The 15,922-nt window shown below is 57.0% G+C and carries 13 protein-coding genes and 1 tRNA gene; 7 read left to right on the top strand and 7 right to left on the bottom strand.

Annotated elements, in window-relative coordinates:
* Positions 1–92: 92 nt before the first annotated feature.
* Positions 93–1,013, bottom strand: a complete 921-nt coding sequence (locus B088_RS00575; RefSeq protein WP_162137987.1) for a metallophosphoesterase family protein — start codon at positions 1,011–1,013, stop codon at positions 93–95.
* Between the two features lie 324 nt (positions 1,014–1,337).
* Here B088_RS00575 and B088_RS00570 point away from each other — a divergent pair, with 324 nt between their 5' ends.
* The 7 genes from B088_RS00570 to B088_RS00540 all read left to right on the top strand — a co-directional run bounded on the left by B088_RS00570 (position 1,338) and on the right by B088_RS00540 (position 6,429).
* A complete protein-coding gene (locus tag B088_RS00570) occupies positions 1,338–2,195 on the top strand; it encodes an endonuclease/exonuclease/phosphatase family protein (RefSeq protein ID WP_025081554.1) in 858 nt (285 codons plus the stop codon).
* Between the two features lie 109 nt (positions 2,196–2,304).
* Positions 2,305–2,378, top strand: a tRNA-Asp gene (locus tag B088_RS00565).
* Between the two features lie 146 nt (positions 2,379–2,524).
* Positions 2,525–3,061, top strand: coding sequence for a DUF4199 domain-containing protein (locus B088_RS00560; protein ID WP_018106458.1), 537 nt, complete (start codon positions 2,525–2,527; stop codon positions 3,059–3,061).
* A 57-nt stretch (positions 3,062–3,118) separates the two neighbouring features.
* Positions 3,119–4,066 (top strand): glycosyltransferase, encoded by a 948-nt coding sequence (locus B088_RS00555; protein WP_025081553.1) that lies wholly within the window; start codon positions 3,119–3,121, stop codon positions 4,064–4,066.
* Positions 4,056–5,069: an FAD:protein FMN transferase gene (locus tag B088_RS00550; protein WP_245546711.1), complete on the top strand. Its 1,014-nt coding sequence runs from the start codon at positions 4,056–4,058 to the stop codon at positions 5,067–5,069. The genes B088_RS00555 and B088_RS00550 overlap by 11 nt, the downstream gene beginning before the upstream one ends.
* A gap of 6 nt (positions 5,070–5,075) precedes the next feature.
* Entirely contained in the window at positions 5,076–5,459 is a 384-nt protein-coding gene (locus B088_RS00545; RefSeq protein WP_018106455.1) for a MerR family transcriptional regulator, read from the top strand.
* Positions 5,452–6,429 (top strand): ribonuclease Z, encoded by a 978-nt coding sequence (locus tag B088_RS00540; protein WP_018106454.1) that lies wholly within the window; start codon positions 5,452–5,454, stop codon positions 6,427–6,429. The genes B088_RS00545 and B088_RS00540 overlap by 8 nt, the downstream gene beginning before the upstream one ends.
* A 78-nt stretch (positions 6,430–6,507) precedes the next feature.
* Here the strand turns inward: B088_RS00540 and B088_RS08185 are convergent, their stop codons facing one another.
* The 6 genes from B088_RS08185 to B088_RS00510 all read right to left on the bottom strand — a co-directional run bounded on the left by B088_RS08185 (position 6,508) and on the right by B088_RS00510 (position 15,378).
* Complete coding sequence (locus tag B088_RS08185; protein WP_018106453.1) at positions 6,508–8,499, bottom strand: fimbrillin family protein; 1,992 nt, start codon at positions 8,497–8,499, stop codon at positions 6,508–6,510.
* Between the two features lie 289 nt (positions 8,500–8,788).
* Positions 8,789–10,297, bottom strand: a complete 1,509-nt coding sequence (locus B088_RS08180) for a glycoside hydrolase family 10-like protein (protein WP_018106452.1) — start codon at positions 10,295–10,297, stop codon at positions 8,789–8,791.
* Positions 10,298–10,307: 10 nt separating this feature from the next.
* Complete coding sequence (gene panC / locus B088_RS00525) at positions 10,308–11,165, bottom strand: pantoate--beta-alanine ligase (RefSeq protein ID WP_025081549.1); 858 nt, start codon at positions 11,163–11,165, stop codon at positions 10,308–10,310.
* A 134-nt stretch (positions 11,166–11,299) separates the two neighbouring features.
* Positions 11,300–11,824, bottom strand: coding sequence for a hypothetical protein (locus B088_RS00520; protein ID WP_018106450.1), 525 nt, complete (start codon positions 11,822–11,824; stop codon positions 11,300–11,302).
* A gap of 67 nt (positions 11,825–11,891) precedes the next feature.
* The gene (locus B088_RS00515; RefSeq protein WP_018106449.1) at positions 11,892–12,818 is read right to left on the bottom strand and encodes a DUF5715 family protein; all 927 of its coding nucleotides are present in this window, start codon (positions 12,816–12,818) and stop codon (positions 11,892–11,894) included.
* A gap of 37 nt (positions 12,819–12,855) precedes the next feature.
* Positions 12,856–15,378, bottom strand: coding sequence for a glycoside hydrolase family 2 TIM barrel-domain containing protein (locus tag B088_RS00510; RefSeq protein WP_026170403.1), 2,523 nt, complete (start codon positions 15,376–15,378; stop codon positions 12,856–12,858).
* Positions 15,379–15,922 lie beyond the last annotated feature (544 nt).

Below are 15,922 nucleotides of genomic sequence, written 5' to 3'. Positions count from 1 at the left end.
AGTCTCAGGGGTAAAGCCTACTCCCGACTTATGGCGTGGCCAAGGAGTAGTCCGAGAGCAAATGTACCCATTTTACTCTTGTCTAAGACAAGTCACTGCTCCCAGCCGTCGTCGATGTACTCCCAGCTGTATCGGTCCTGCTCCGGATCCAGTGTCAGCAAGAGGAAGCCCTCCTCTGTACCGTCCAGTGGTCCCTGCCACCAGGCACCACTTACCGCTCCTCCCATCAGGAGCCAGGTGCCGTGACTAAATAGCTCCTCATGGACGTGATTGTGTCCCTGCAGCACCGCCACTGTATGATACTCTGTGAGCAGATCCCAGAGAGGCTTGAAGTTACTTATCAGGTCCTTGTCGCTCACCTTCCCCTCGGTGGCAGCATAGTAGAGTGACTGGATCGGCACGTGAGTCACGACGATCAGAGGGCATCCCTCGGGCATTCCCTTCAGATCCTCTCTGATCCACCTCATCTGCTTCTGCGAGATCGAGTAATCGCCCTCCTTAATAGGGATGACCGAATTGATCACCATGAAGTGCACCCCCTTGTGGTCAAAGGAGTAGGTCGAGCGACCGAGGTGCTTCTCGAAGAGCTCCACCCCTGTCGGCTCCCGCTTGCCGTCCTCGCGATAGAAGTAACGATCATGATTGCCTATGGTGTAGTAGGTGGGGATGCCGGTTTCCTCGCACATGCTGCGTATCCTGTCGAGTGCCAGCCCGGCTCTCTCGTAGTCCTCCGGGAGACGCCGATCCAGATCGGCTAGATCTCCTCCCAGGATCATGAGGTCGACGTCCTGACCCTTTGCCACCTCCAGTGCTCGCCTGAAGCCGGCGCACTTGCGAGGCGTCCCCTGTATATCGAGGTGAATGTCCGTCAGAAATGCCACTCTGAAGGGACCTGACTCCTCCGCCGTCAGTGTTATGGGGAAGAGTAGGAGTAGCAGTAGCAGATAGACTCTGTTGCTCATTAGCCTCAGAGTGTGACCTTTATGATAGTGTCCAGGGATGTGCTGTTTCATAAGATAGATGATTGCTTCCGTGTTACTTTCCACAAACCTACCACGTCGCTGTCTCATAAGCGTGTCATCACTGATACAGATCTGTTTCCGGGCACCATTACACCGGATTACACTTGGCGTAAAGACCGTTAGGAAGTACTGCCTATGTGAGATAAATCTAATACCGGTATTAGTGACGACCGTTACCGGTATTAGTTTTCACTATTACCGGTAAAAGTGAAAGGGGATATCTGAGCTGTGATGGAGCCAGGTCTGGAGTGGCTCTTTTCGTACTGCTCGTCGGGAATAATGGCTATCTTTGTGGAAGAACAAGACTATTTCAATATGAGACGACTATTTCCGGCGCTCCTCGTGATCACCACGCTACTCCTCGGGGGGGTGACTCAGGCGCAGCAGACTGCACAATCCCTTACCGTGGGAAGCTTCAATCTTAGGTATATCAATGACCACGATGGTGAAAATATCTGGGCCAATCGCCGTCAGATGGTTACAGACCTGATCGCCTACTATGACTTTGACTTCCTCGGCACCCAGGAGGGCTACTTAGAGCAACTGAGGGATATCGATGCTCTCGAGGGCTATGACTACATCGGGGTGGGGCGTGATGATGGGAAGGAGGCCGGCGAGCACTCCGCTATCTTCTACCGGAGCGACCGCTTCGATCTGCTGGATCAAGGAAACTTCTGGCTCTCGGAGACGCCAGAGGTGCCGTCCCACGGCTGGGATGCATCGGAGTGTCTGCGGATCTGTAGCTGGGGACACTTCCGCGATCGCGTGAGTGGCAAGACACTGTACTTCTTCAACGTCCACTACGATCACGTCGGTCAGGAGGCGAGACGGCAGTCCTCGCACCTTATACTGAGCCGGATCCGTCCGCTGCTCGATCGGGGAGAGACGGTGATCCTCACAGGGGACTTCAATGCCGGTCCCGATGAGGAGCCGATACGGATCCTACGGGAGGCGGCACTGCTGCGTGACTCCAGGACCATAAGTCAGACGAAGCCCTATGGCCCCTCCGGCACATTTCATGATTTTGATCTGACTAACTTCGCTGATGAACCGATCGACTATATCTGGGTGTCACCTAATATCAGGGTGGATAACTATCGGACTATCACCGATCAAGATCACGGTCGACTGCCGTCGGATCACTTCCCGATCATGACTCATCTCACCTTTTAGTCAAGAGTGAAGGGGTTGCCCCCTTGCGGTATCCAATAAAATTCTTACCTTTGCAGAGCAAAACCGAAAGAAACAGGGTCGGAGAGACCTGTAGAAGTTCTGGAAGTTAGGTGCGGTAGTTCAGCTGGTTAGAATGCCTGCCTGTCACGCAGGAGGTCACGGGTTCGAGTCCCGTTCGCACCGCAGAAGAAGTAATGAGCCTTTGAGGGGTTTGTTACTTCTTCTTTTTTTTGTTTTTCCGCTGCTCCACCCTGGGAGACTTGTATATGGCGGTGCTGTCCTGCTACATTAATTGGTACCTTTGTCTCTCACTACGTCGATGATACCATATGGATCCGGATAATAAGGACACACAGAAAAAGCGTCTCGCCCGAAGCTTCCTGCAGGCAATGATGTGGAGCGGGCTACTCGTCGGCATGGGCTTCGTGGCTCAGGCTGTCGGGATGCTCTTCTACAAGCAACCCCTTTTCTCCACACTCTTCCTTACGGGTGGGCTGATCCTGATCCCGGTTCTGCTGACTCAGGAGCTGCGGAAGTACCGACTGATCGTATTTGGAGAGCAGCTGTCCTACTCCCGCTGTGTCACTGTGATGGGAGTGATCTACCTCTTTGCCCTGATCGTGGCGACGCTGGCTTACCTACTGGTCTTCACCTACCTCTTCCGAGATCCTACGTTTGTCAGCTATATGGAGCAGAGTATCGAGCTCGCGGGTCAGATGCTGGGCAGCGAGGCGGACCGGGAGGTGTTGCTGGAGTCCTATCGGGGAATCACGCCCGCACTGATGACGAGAGGGGTGATCTCACTCTCCTTTACCCTCGGGACGCTCTATATCTTCATCGCCTCGATCTTCCTCCGCAGAGGCTGATTATCGGTACCTTTGTCCCTCTATTATACCTATATGTCTCAAGAGAAGAATTACCCCATAGACTTGTCGATCGTCATCCCGCTCTACAATGAGCAGGAGTCCCTCCCCGAGCTGCACGAGTGGATCACCCGTGTCGTCACCGAGATGGGGGTCACGTATGAGATCATCTTTATCGACGATGGAAGTACCGATCGCTCCTGGGAGATCATCGAGCGGCTGCATGCGGAGGATCCCCATGTCCGTGCGGTCCGCTTTGCTCGCAACTACGGGAAGTCGCCCGGGCTGCAGACGGGATTTGAGCGCGCTGCCGGCGCCGTCGTCATCACGATGGATGCCGACCTGCAGGACTCTCCTGATGAGATCCCCGAGCTCTATCGGATGATCCGTGAGGAGGACTACGACGTGGTGAGTGGGTGGAAGAAGAAGCGGTATGACCCGCTCTCCAAGACCGGTCCCACGAAGCTCTTCAATGCCACGGTGCGCTTCTTCTCCGGCATCCCGCTGCATGACTTCAATTGTGGTCTTAAGAGCTACAAGAATGAGGTGGTGAAGCACATCGAGGTCTATAACGACATGCACCGCTACCTCCCCTACATGGCGAAGATGGCGGGCTACGGCAAGATCGGTGAGCTGGTGGTCCATCACCAGCCTCGCAAGTATGGGAAGACAAAGTTTGGCATGGACCGATTTGTCAACGGCTACCTCGATCTCCTGGTCCTCTGGTTTATGGGCACCTTTGGTCGCAAGCCGATGCACTTCTTCGGTCTCTGGGGCAGCGTCATGTTTTTCTTCGGACTGATCGCCCTCCTCTGCGTCCTCGGATCGAAGCTTTACTCTCTCTATCATGGTATCCCTGCCCGACTGGTAACCGATCTGCCTGCTTTTTACCTCTGTCTCCTGGCTATCGTGCTGGGAGTCTTGCTCTTCCTCACCGGCTTCCTCGGGGAGCTCATAGCCCGGCAGAGTCCCGGACGAAATAACTATGCCCTACGTGATGAGATCTGATCTGTTGACTCTCTCCCTCTTTCTCTTCCTTCTTCTCACCGGTTGTAATCGTGGGGAGGGGACGTTTTACCGTGAGACAGGAGAGCGCTTTACCACCTACTACACCGTGACCTATCGTGCCGAAGAGCCCCTGGCTGAGCAGATAGACTCGACGATGGATGCCTTCAATGCGGTACTCAATAACTTTGATCCCACCTCCGTCGTCTCCCGGATCAATGCCAATACCAGCGACCGGACCGATCCCATGCTGGAGGAGGTGCTGCGGCAGGCGATGATCGTGAGCGAGGCAACGGATGGCGTCTATGATGTCACCGGTGGTCCGCTCTTCGATATCTGGGGCTTCGGAACCAAGAAGGGAGTGACCCGGCTGGCGACAGACGAGCAGGTCGACTCGGTGCTCCGGTTTGTCGGGTACAGACACATTCGCATCGACACCCTTGCTCATCGGATCACCAAGGATGACCCTCGGCTCTCCATGGGGCTTGCGTCGCTCTCCAAAGGGTATGTCGTCGATCTCGTTGCTCGTACGCTGGAGCACTACGGGGTGGAGGACTATATGGTGGAGATCGGTGGTGAGGTGACCTGCCATGGGCGCAACCCTCGGGGCGAGTGCTGGAGCCTCGGGATCAATAAGCCGATCGAGGACAATACCTCCACCGTCAATGAGCTCCTCGGTAAGATCGAGATGTGTGAGAAAATGGGGGTCGCCACCAGCGGAGACTATCGCAACTACAAGCTCATCGAGGGGAAGAAGGTCGCCCACACCGTCAACGCCGTCACCGGACGTCCTGCTCATAGTGACATCCTCGAGGCTACGGTCGTTGCCCCCACTACTATGGAGGCAGACGCCTGGGCGACCGCCTTTATGGCAGTTGGACTGGAGCGAGCGAAGGAGATCCTCGAGGGACAGCCCCTGCTCGGTGTCCTCTTTGTCTACGCTGACCCCACCGGCACCGGCTACCTCACCTACACCCACCGCTTAGACCTTCTCCCCCTGAAGTAAGAGACTATGAGAAAAGAGAGGACCGGACAGAGGAAAAACATAGAGAGCCTGCCGCGCAGGCTATACACGATAAAGGAGACGGCTGCATTCTTCGGAGTCGAGGAGCATGTCCTGCGGTATTGGGAGAAAGGGACCTCCCTCTCTCCACGACGGATGCCGAGCGGCTCTCGTCGCTACTCCATCGATGACCTGAAGCTGATCGAGCGGATCTACTACTTGGTCGAGGTGAGGGGGATGACCCTGCAGGCTGCTGCGGAGCAGCTGGATCACCCTGACCTGGATGTCGATCTGGAGGTTAGGGAGAGGCTGATGAAGGTCCGTGAGCGACTCACCGCACTGAGGGATCGAGTGGGAGAGACTTACGGCATTGCCCCCAACGATAATGAGTAGACCGGAGATCGGAGTCGGCATGTATGTCCAGGTGCTGGGCTGCGGTGCGGCCAAGCCCTCCCTCGGTCACAACCCCTCCGCACAAGTGGTGCGACTGAGAGGCAATAAGGCCTTCCTCATCGACTGTGCCGAGGGGACTCAGCTCCAGATGATGCGGTATGGCGTGCCGATAGCGAGCCTACACCGCATCTTTATCACCCACCTTCATGGCGATCATTGCCTCGGGTTACCGGGGCTGATCAGCACGATGTCGCTGATGAGCTTTGATCATCCGATCCATATCTACGGTCCGGTGGGTACGGCAGACTTTGTCGATCGGGTGGTTCGCTACTTCACCGGAGAGAAGGGGGAGGAGCGGTATGCAGAGATCGAGGTGCACGAGTGTGCGCCCACCGGGCGGACGGTGATCTACGAGGATCGGTCGGTGACTGTCTCCTGCTTTCCGCTCAAGCACCGCGTCCCCTGTATCGGCTACCGATTTGACGAGGTGCCACTCCTGCCGCATCTGGATCGGGAGGCAGCTGATCGTGCAGGGGTCCCCATAGCCTACTTCGGCAGCCTCAAGCAGGGGCGCGACTACGTCCGGGAGGACGGCACAGTCGTCCCGGCCGCCTCTGTCACCACACCGAGTCGACGCCCGCTCAGCTATGCCTACTGCTCCGACACGATCTACCGGGAAGCGACGGCGGACTATGTCCGCGGGGTCGACCTGCTCTACCATGAGGCGACCCTCGGAGAGGAGTGGAGCGAACTCGCCAAGCAGCGCGGTCACTCCACCCCCCGTCAGGCAGCCGAGGTGGCAAGACTTGCCGGAGCGGGGCATCTCCTCCTCGGTCACTTCTCCTCCCGATACACGCCTGAGACGGAGGAGGCAATCCTCTTAGCGGAAGCCAAGGAGGTCTTCCCCCGCTCCCTCCTCGCTCACGAGGGACAGCTCCTCGACTTAGAGCGATTGCGAGGGGAAGAGTAGGAGAAAAGGAGGAAAAGCAAAAGCGGTCGACAACCACAATAGGCTGTCGACCGCTTTGTCGTATGGTGTAAAGTCTACTTACTCGATCTTGAAGTCATCGAGCATAACGTCCCAAGCTGCCTCCTTGCCTACCTTGAGGGCAAAGAGGTTACCACTGCCTGAGGTATTGACTTCGACTCCGGTCAGATCAAGCGTGATCGTAATCCACTTGCCGTTAGTATTGATGGAGCCATTGTACTGATTAGACTCGGCTACACTGATCTTCGCATCGGTAGTTATATCTCCCAGGTTGTACTTGACATAGTTACCACTCTTGTCATAAACGTTGATTGAGATACTCTTGCCTGCGCACTCACCTTTCAGCTTAAAGGTGATCTTAAGGGGATTGGTTGCCTTGACCTCCACGTTCTCCACCGTAAAGACATAATCATTCTTCTGTGGAGTCCCCTTGATCTGGAGCACCTTGCCCTGGTCGGGATCGTCTGCCTGAGTGGCGTAGTTCTTCAGACCGAATTTGTTGAGCTTGCTGGTAAAGGCAGCGAAGTCCTCGAAGTCGGCTCCGGGGAAGAGCAGGTTGCTGGTGGTAGGCTGCTCCGGCTCTGTGCCAGGCTCCTCTGTGCCAGGCTCCTCTGTGCCAGGCTCCTCGGTGCCGGGCTCAGTACTGCCCGTTTCCTTCACTTCAAACTTCCCGATCTGCCACTGAGCAGAAGCCTCATCGGTGCTGGTGTACTTGAGAGCGATGTGGATGTTCTTCTCGCCGGCGTACGCGGAGAGGTCCGTCTCAGAGTCGATGGTGCTGAAGTTCTTCCCCTCCGCAGGCTTCCCGGGGTAGGTGATCGTTAGCTTGGTCCAGGTCGCCTTGGTGGGATCACCGGAGACATAGTCCTTGGAGATCAGTACCTGCTGCTCCTCCTCCACGTTACCGGCATGACCGATGGTGTGATTAAGGAAGAGCTTGGGGGCAGTCGCACCGGTGAAGTCCATAGCAGGGGTGATGAGCCAGTCGACATTTGCCTTCGCTCCGCCCTTGTAACCACTCATGGAGGCGCCATTCTTGTACTGTCCGTCGTTGCTGATCCTCCACGCCTCATCGCCAGTCTCGCTGAAAGCAAAGAAGGGATCAAGGGAAGTGGCAGCCTTAAAGTCATTCACAAAGGGCAGCGCCTTCGCTGACGGATCGTCGGGGGTGACGTCGCCACCATCTCCTGTGCCGCCGTCATCGATGTCGCCGATGGTGCTGCCGTCAGGATTGACCACCTTGCCGTCCTTGGTCAGCTTGGCTTTAAAGGTGTAGGAGAAGCCGCTATCCAGCTTGGTCGGAGCCGCATTCACCTTGTCCATGCTGAGGGTGTAGCTCTTCCCGCCCAGTGTCATCACAAAGGCAAAAGTATTGTCCACTGCCTGAGGCACGATGTAGGAGCTGTAGGTGCCCTCTGCCTCCTTCGTCAGGGTGATATCGCCCTTTGTGGTGCCGGTGGAGAGCTCTCCGGTGAGGACATTCATCTTCACGTCGGTTACACCGCCCTTGAAGAGCACGGTAGAGAGGTCATCGAGGCTGAGACCCTCCTGAGCGGAGAGGATGATCTTCACCTGAGCCAGCTTGTGCTTGAAGGTAAAGGGGAGCTTGGGATTGGCTGCTGTGCCACTCTGCGTTGCAAAGAGTACCGGCTGGTCACTTCCCTTGCTGATGATGTAGGAAGCCGTGTTCTCAGAGATTGAGCTCACGTAAGGGTAATAGGCGGCAAACTTTACCTCAGAATTGTCGCCCGGGAGAAGAAGCTTCGTCCCCTGGTCTGCAAAGTTGGTGGCACTACCGGCTGACGTAGCCTTGTATGCTACGTTAGTGGTGGCGGCCTGAGCCTTGGTGACATTTGAGATACCGATCATCTCGGTTCCCTCCCAGCTGGTTCCGTTCTCCACTCGTGTGATGGAGCCGGAGGAGAACTGTGCCACCTCGGCCCCGTCCTGTACTGTCTGATCAGGTGCCAGCCCTCTCTCCTGCTGACAGCCGGTGAGGGCCGCCGTCATCAGGGCGATAGAGCATAGCATTGCCTTGTAAGTCTTTTTCATCTGATTGGTTTGGTATTGGTGATTGAGTCTATTATTCTTTCCTGTAAGCCAAATATACCACAATCTTGTTACTCTTTTGTTTCATGGGACAGAAAAAGTCGGATAATCACATCTGAGTCTACCGTAACCACCGGAGTCACAGCCTCGAAATAGGGAATTCTGCGGCACCTGTGCAGTGGGCTGGAAGCCAGCATATAGCGCTCGTCCAAATCTAATACCGATATTAGTCTCAACTATTAGCGGTAATAGTGAACACTAATACCGACTATAGTAATCACTAATACCCGTATTAGTCTGAGGTGTCTGTGTTCTTCTTCTCTTCCTCCTTGGGCTCCGGTCTCTGGTAGATCGCTGCACCTCCGGGGATAAAGGCTTCAAGTCCCGTGTGGAGGTCGTAGCAGCTGATCTCGAGGGTGACAAAGCGCTCGCCGTCCTTGCTCTCGGGGAGTCGGATTGTAGCCGATTGCTCGGTCGTCACGGCGATGAGGTCCCGCCCTGTCGTGGTGTCGGGTATGGAGTCGGTCGAGAGGTAGATCGCATAAAGACAGGGGCGGTCGGTACTGGCACCGCACCAGGTGAGCTTGGCGCTGTCCTCCTCGGTGGTCATCGTGAGGTCTCGTGGGTAGAGTAAGGTGCTGTCGGCACTGACTATCGGAGCGTGGGGCAGTACCGGCCGTCGGAAGCACTGTTCCGCCAGCTTTTCTCTCAGCCCGTGGGAGCGCTCTGTGATCTGACGGGCTCGGAAGAGTGCCACTCCGGCGAGGAGACTGTCGCTCTGCACCTCGGCAACCTGGTCGATCACTTGCTGCGCCGGCCAGCCTCCCTCCTCCCGGAGTGTGCGGAAGGCGCCGAGACCGATGACGATCGGGATGCTGAGCTTGTCCCTCCAGTCCCTTATGATCGGACCGAAGGTGGCTCCCCTACTGTAGGTCATGGTGGCGATGAAGTCAATGGCTCCCGCCCGCTCCCATGCCACAGGGTCCTGATAGACGTCACCCCTCGCAGTCCAGCCGATGTGGGGCGTACCTGAGATCTGGTCGTACGCACCTATCGTCGCTGCACTGAGCAGCACGGTGCTGTCGGTCTCCGTGAGTGTCTCGTGGATCCGCCGGACGATGGCGGTGATGTTGCTTCGCCGCCACTCCGCTTTAGGGAGTAGTGTGTGAGCATCTCGGTAGTCCCGATCATCGGGGAAGCGTGCGGGGAAGTCGGGGTAGCGGATGTAGTCGAGCTGGATCCCCTCCACGGGGTATTTCTCAGCTATTTCCCGGGCGAGTGAGGCAAGGTGGATGCCTGTGAGGCTGTCTGCCGGGTCCATAAAGTCCTTTCCCCTATGCCGTTTGGTGTGCCCTTTGTACTTGTCATAGAAGGGAGTGACTCCCCTGAGCCTTCGCCTATAGCTCCGATCCTCCAGCGGCAGTGTGGTGATCCAGGCGTGGACCGTCATCCCCCTCTTGTGGCACGCCTCCACCGCATAGGCAAGAGGGTCGTAACGCTTGCCGTAGAAGCGCGGGTGCATCGGTTCGATCGCCGAGGGGTAGATTACATCTCCCCGACCTCGGACTTGGAGGAAAATGGTATTGATCCCATTCGCTCGCAGCAGATCCAGCTGCTCATCCAGCTCCCTCTTCTGTGCCACCTCAGAGGATGAGCGGGGCCAGTCCAGCCCCCAGATCGTAGAGAGCCAGACGGCGCGCATCTCGTACTTGGATCGGTGGGCAAGGGTGTCAGGCTCCTCAGCCTGTGCGCCTTGCAGGGCAATGAGGCTGAGCAGGATCAGTAGGATGTGTCGTCTCACAGGAGGCCGGTCAGAAGAAGTCGATATGGTCGATCAAGCGAACCTCCCCGTCATAGACCGTGATGGCACCGACGGCATGCTCCGTCTCGCTCCACTCGCTGATCTCTCCCAGCGTGTCTCGGTCGACGATGCTGAAGTACTCTACCCGGAGCAGTGGCGATGCCTCGATCTCCCGGATCACTAGGTCGTGCACTTCGCTGACGGAGCTTCCCTCCTTCTGCGCCCTCACGCCCTCGGTCAGTGCTCGGTAGATCATCGGTGCTGCCTGTCGCTCCTCGGGCGAGAGGCGGTTGTTTCGGCTGCTCATGGCAAGTCCGTCCGGCTCGCGCACCGTTTCGCACGAGATGATCTCCGGATCCATGTCGTCCGAGAGCTCAATCATCCGCTTGATCACCGCTATCTGCTGGAAGTCCTTTAGACCAAAGTAAGCCTTATCCGGCTGCACGAGCCTGAAGAGCTTGCCGACGATCCAGACCACTCCCCGGAAGTGCCCGGGACGATAGGCTCCCTCCATCACTTCCGCCACCTGTCCGAGGGGCACGTCGGGCGCTTCCTCACCCTTTGCGTACATTTCCTCGGGGGTGGGGGTAAAGGCGAAGTCTACCCCGAGCGCCTCCAGAGCCCTCAGATCCTCCTCCATATCGTGAGGATAGGTGGCGAGATCGGTGGGGTTATTGAATTGGGTCGGATTGAGGAAGACACTCACCACCGTGCAGCCGCACTCCCTGACGCAGCGGCGTATGAGGCTGAAGTGTCCCTCGTGCAGTCCGCCCATTGTCGGGACGAGACCGATCGTCTCTCCCTTTTGCTCCTCCCGTACTTGGCTGAGAGCTTCTCTCAGTCGCTTCTGACTATTGATTACTTCCATGGCTATCATTTTGTCTGTTGCCGCAAAGGTAACGAGAGATTGGCGAAGAATACCATTTGACAAAAGGTCAAGAGCAAAGCCCGGTGGGACATGCTCCTGACCTTTTACTATAGATTATACGATTGATCCCCTTGTCAGAATGAGAAAGAGGCACCGACGTTGAGGACACTCATACCGTATCCTGCCTCTACGAAGAGACCCCAGCTGGGAGCCACCATATAGCGCAGTCCGATACCGGTGTTGTAGCCGAAGCCGAAGGACGACTCCTTGCTCTCATTGCTGTGGTCGCCTCTGAAGCCGAGGGCGATGAAGTAGTAGGTGTCCAGGGCGGGGATGAAGTGGTAGTGCAGTGCGGCACGTGGACCGAGGAAGTAGTCGGTCCCACCGCTGTACATATTGACTACCGCCTGACCGCCGAGGGTAAAGGCGCTGTTGTCGTCCCAGATGTGACCATTGAGGCAGTGGTCGGCAGCGAGGTTGATCGTCATGGATCCTGTCTGCTTGCCGGCGGCATTGGTATGGAGGCTGGCACCCAGTCCTACGCTGGCGATGTTGGTCCCGGTCTCAAAGACATTCTGAGCCTTGGCCTCTGTCTGACCGGCGACGCAGAGCCCCAGAGCTACCAGAGCGGTAGCGAGAGTTTTCTTAAGTGAAATCATAATGCAATTGATATTGTATGAATTGTTATCCTTGAATGGGGTCAAAGGTACACAAATGGTGTCAGATCTATTTCTCCCTGACTGTGATGTGGAAGCAGGCCTGCTTGCGCTCGTGCTTGATGTAGCAGCGTCCATCCTCGTGGAATGCCCTCAGCACCCTAGCCAGCAGGTGCTTCAGCTCCTCCGGCTCTATCGTCCTTGGGTCCTCCGGGTCGATCTTGTCGTACCGCTGCCAGGAGATGTCGAGTGTGGTGCCGTAGCAGTGGGTGCTATTGAGCGATGCGTTACCATTACGCTGTCTCAGCTTGTCCATATCCTCGGCTGTCCTGGTGACGCTGGTGACGATCAGTCGGTAGAGCGGCTGCCCATCCTCCTCCAGCTGGTACCGAAAGGCGGCACCGATCTCCTGTGCCAGACGCGCAGCTTCAGGCACCAGCAGCGGCACGGAGTGGGTCAGGTCGTCCAGCTTAAGCCCCGGTGTCTCCTTGAGTGGGACGAGACGGTCGATCCGGAGGAGGTCATCGCGGCACTCGGCCGGCGTGATGCCGAGGCTCTGTGCCGCTTCTAGTTGTATGGGATTGAGGTCATCGAAGTCCCTCCTGAAGCTCCCGATGTAGCGGTAAGGACGCTCTCCCGGGACGATGCTGTAGGACCCGGTCTCCGGAGCGGGTGCCGGCGGCTCTGTCGGTGGTGTGAGGCTGATGAGCAGTGTTGCTAAGAGTGTCATCGCTACTAGGGGAAGGTAGTAGTGGGTAACGACCGGCCTGGATAAGGGACGGAAAAAGGCTCTCAGTCGGCTCCAGAGGCGGGCAAGAAACGCTCTGCCTCTCTTGCCTGTCGAGCGGACGGCAGTCCCTGCGGATCGCTCCGTCCGCTCCTTAGTCCGCGGACTCGAGGAGCGACTCCGGATGATCTCCTCCAAGCAGAAGTCTGCACGAGTCTTACCCTGCTCCAAGAGCGATTCATCGGGTGATGAGTTGTTATCCTGTTCCATTTGTGTGCTTTAGAAATATCCGACAAAGGGGTGGGTCTTACTTGGTCGGAATCGCAAGGGTGGCGGTGTGAAGCCCCGGAGCTGAAGCGGTAAGAGTGATCGTGCCGGGCGTGCCTGACGGTGCGACGATAGTGGTCAGCTGACCGCTGAAGGCGGGCATCGTCTTGCTCTGGAAGGGGACAATGCAGGCGGCATCGCCATTGGCACTGGCGACGTAACGCCCTGCACCGGTAACCTCAAAGGTCACGTCCGGGGTGGCAGTGGCGCAGAGGTTACCCTGCTTGTCCACGACAGACACACGGACGTAGACGAGATGCTCCCTGTCCTGCGCCGGTACGGTCTCCGTCGGCTCCTCGAGGGTGAGCTGCAGCGTGTAGGGCGTGCCGGAGGTGCAGAGTCTCTTCTCCTCCTGAGCTACGCCATCCTTGTCGTACGCCACGACCCGCACCTCGCCCGGCTCATACTTCGTATCCATCCACATGAGGCGGTAGCGAGGCAGGCGCGAGAGATCCTTGTCAGAGCTATTATCGACCGTAATTGATGTGTCCTTCGTCCGACGCCCCTGGCTCTTGCCATTGATAAAGAGTTCGGCCGTAGGGTAGCTGGTGTAGACGAAGATCGGGGTCACCTCGCCCACGCGATCAGGCCAGTCCCAGTGGGGCAGAATGTGCAGAGTGGGGTTGTCCGCATTCCAGTGCGAGCGGTAGAGGTAGAAGCGATCCTTAGGGATGCCGGCGAGGTCCACCGCACCGAAGAGCGACGTGTGGGAGGGCCAATTGGTGTAGTACGGGGTCGGCTCTCCGATGTAGTCAATACCGGTCCAGATGAATTCCCCAATATTATAGTGGAAGTCATCGTGCCGGATGAAGTTGTCCTCCGGCAGCTCGCTCCAAGCGCAGTGCTCCACATCGTAGCTGCTCGCCTGATGATCAGGGTAAATTGCCATCGACTTACGCTCGACAGGGAACTTATAGATCCCTCTCGACGAGAGTGTAGAAGCGGTCTCGGTACCCAGGATCAGTCGCTGCGGCAGCTTGGCATACGCCTCGGGGTAGTGCCAGGGGCGGTAATTGAAGCCGGCGACATCCATGATAGCTGCAAAGTTATTTGCCGTAGCGGGCTTGGGGTTGTCCATCCCCTGAGTGACGGGGCGGGTGGGATCCTCGCGATGAGCAATCTCCTGGAGGAAGTGGGCGACCTTATTGCCCCCCTCAGCGCCCTGCTCGTAGACCTCGTTGCCGATGCACCACATGATGATGGAGGGGGCATTTCTGTAGTGACGGATGAGACTGACGAGGTCGCGCTCTGCCCAGTCGCCGAAGAGGGTACTGTACCCATTCTTCACCTTCGGGATCCGCCACTCGTCGAAGCTCTCCGCCATAATCAGCATCCCCATCTCGTCTGCCAGCTGGATCAGCTCAGGAGTGGGCATATTGTGTGAGGTGCGGATGGCATTGACGCCCATATCCTGCATCTGCTTGATCTGTCTGCGGATGGCTACCTTATTCACCGCCGCACCGAGTGGACCGAGGTCGTGGTGGAGACAGACCCCCTTGAAGGTCACCGGCTTGCCATTGAGGAAAAAGCCCTCATCGGGGCGGATCTCTATCGTCCGCACTCCGAAGGTGGTACGGTAGGCATCGATCACGCGGCCGTTGTAGAGCAGTTCGCTCTTGGCGGTGTAGAGGTTGGGCTGCTTGATGTCCCAGAGGTGGGGCTGCGGGATGCGGAGGTTTTGCTCGAGAGCGTTGTCGAAGATCTCAGCTCCGCTGATCTCTCGGCTGTCGATCGCCTCTCCCTTGTAGAGAATGGTGGTGCGAAGCGTCAGCGCGTCGCTATCGGTGGGGACGCCTTTCAGCTCGGTGCGGACCTTGACCTGTGCGTACTCATCGCAGACAAAGGGAGTGGTGACAAAGGTTCCCCAGTCGTCGATCCGGGTCTTAGAGGGCGACACCATTAAGTATACATTGCGGTAGAGCCCCGCCCCCGGGTACCAGCGAGAGAAGTCGGTCGGGTTGTCGAGCCGGATGGCGATCACCTGTCTGGTCTTGAAGGCATCCAGATAGGGCGTGATGTCGAGGTAGTATGAGTTGTATCCGTAAGGCCAGCCTCCGGCGCGATGACCATTGACGTACACCTCCGAGTGGCTCATCGCCCCATCGATGTATAGAGTGATGTCGCCGAGGGTAGAGGGATCCTGATGGAGATCAAAGTGATAGCGGTACCAGCCCACGCCGACGAAGGGCAGCCCTCCCGTGCGCCCGGCATGCTCGAGTGCCTCCGTCTGCCCGTCCTGCGTGATGGCGACGTTTTGGCGGTCGTTCTCGGGTGAGAAAGGTCCGTAGATCGCCCAGTCGTGCGGCACTGTGACGCTCTGCCAGCTCCGGTCGTCGAAGTCCGGTCGGACGAAGTCGGAGTTGTCCTCTCTCGTGAAGCGCCAGCCGTCGGTCAGACGAAGTGCCTCGCGGGGAGCCTCTATGCTCTCCAAGAAAGTCTGCGCCGTCGCACTGAGAGACATGAGGGTCATAAGTAGGGCGGGTAGAGTTCTTCTGATATTCATCTATAGCTGTACTGGGTAAACGATATATGGGTGTACAATATTCGTTGTGTGGACAACGTTTCCTCAAATTTACACTAAATATCTGCAATGCACACTTTTTCCGGGAATGCACTCACTGAGAAGTGACAGGAGAAAATCCCTCTCCCTGATGAGTTAACTCTTTTACCGGTAATAGTTGAGTCTAATACCGGTATTAGTCTTCACTATTACCGGTAATAGATTGACGCTTTACTCATGACCGGCACGACTAATGCCAAATAGGCTCGTTTTGTACTGAAAGCCACCTCTTTGTGAGCCTCTGTCGTCATAGTCGGAGCATTGCGGCTCTCACCGGTGGGTTCAGCACGATGATCGGCTAATTCGCATTTTGATGTGCTGGGATGGGGAGGTCAGGGAAATAGGGTTTGTTGATGTGGGGCGTTAGGAGAAATGGAGGGCGAGGCGGTAGAGAAAGAAGTCGGTGTTTCTGGCTCCATAGTTGACGCTGATGAAGCGCTGGAGGTTTTGGTTGAGAGCCTCCGCCTTGGCATTGCTCTCCCTGCGG

The organism is Porphyromonas bennonis DSM 23058 = JCM 16335 (assembly GCF_000375645.1).
Lineage (GTDB): Bacteria > Bacteroidota > Bacteroidia > Bacteroidales > Porphyromonadaceae > Porphyromonas_A > Porphyromonas_A bennonis.
Note: the sequence above shows the minus strand (reverse complement) of the source record. Positions and strands in the feature narration are given on the sequence as shown.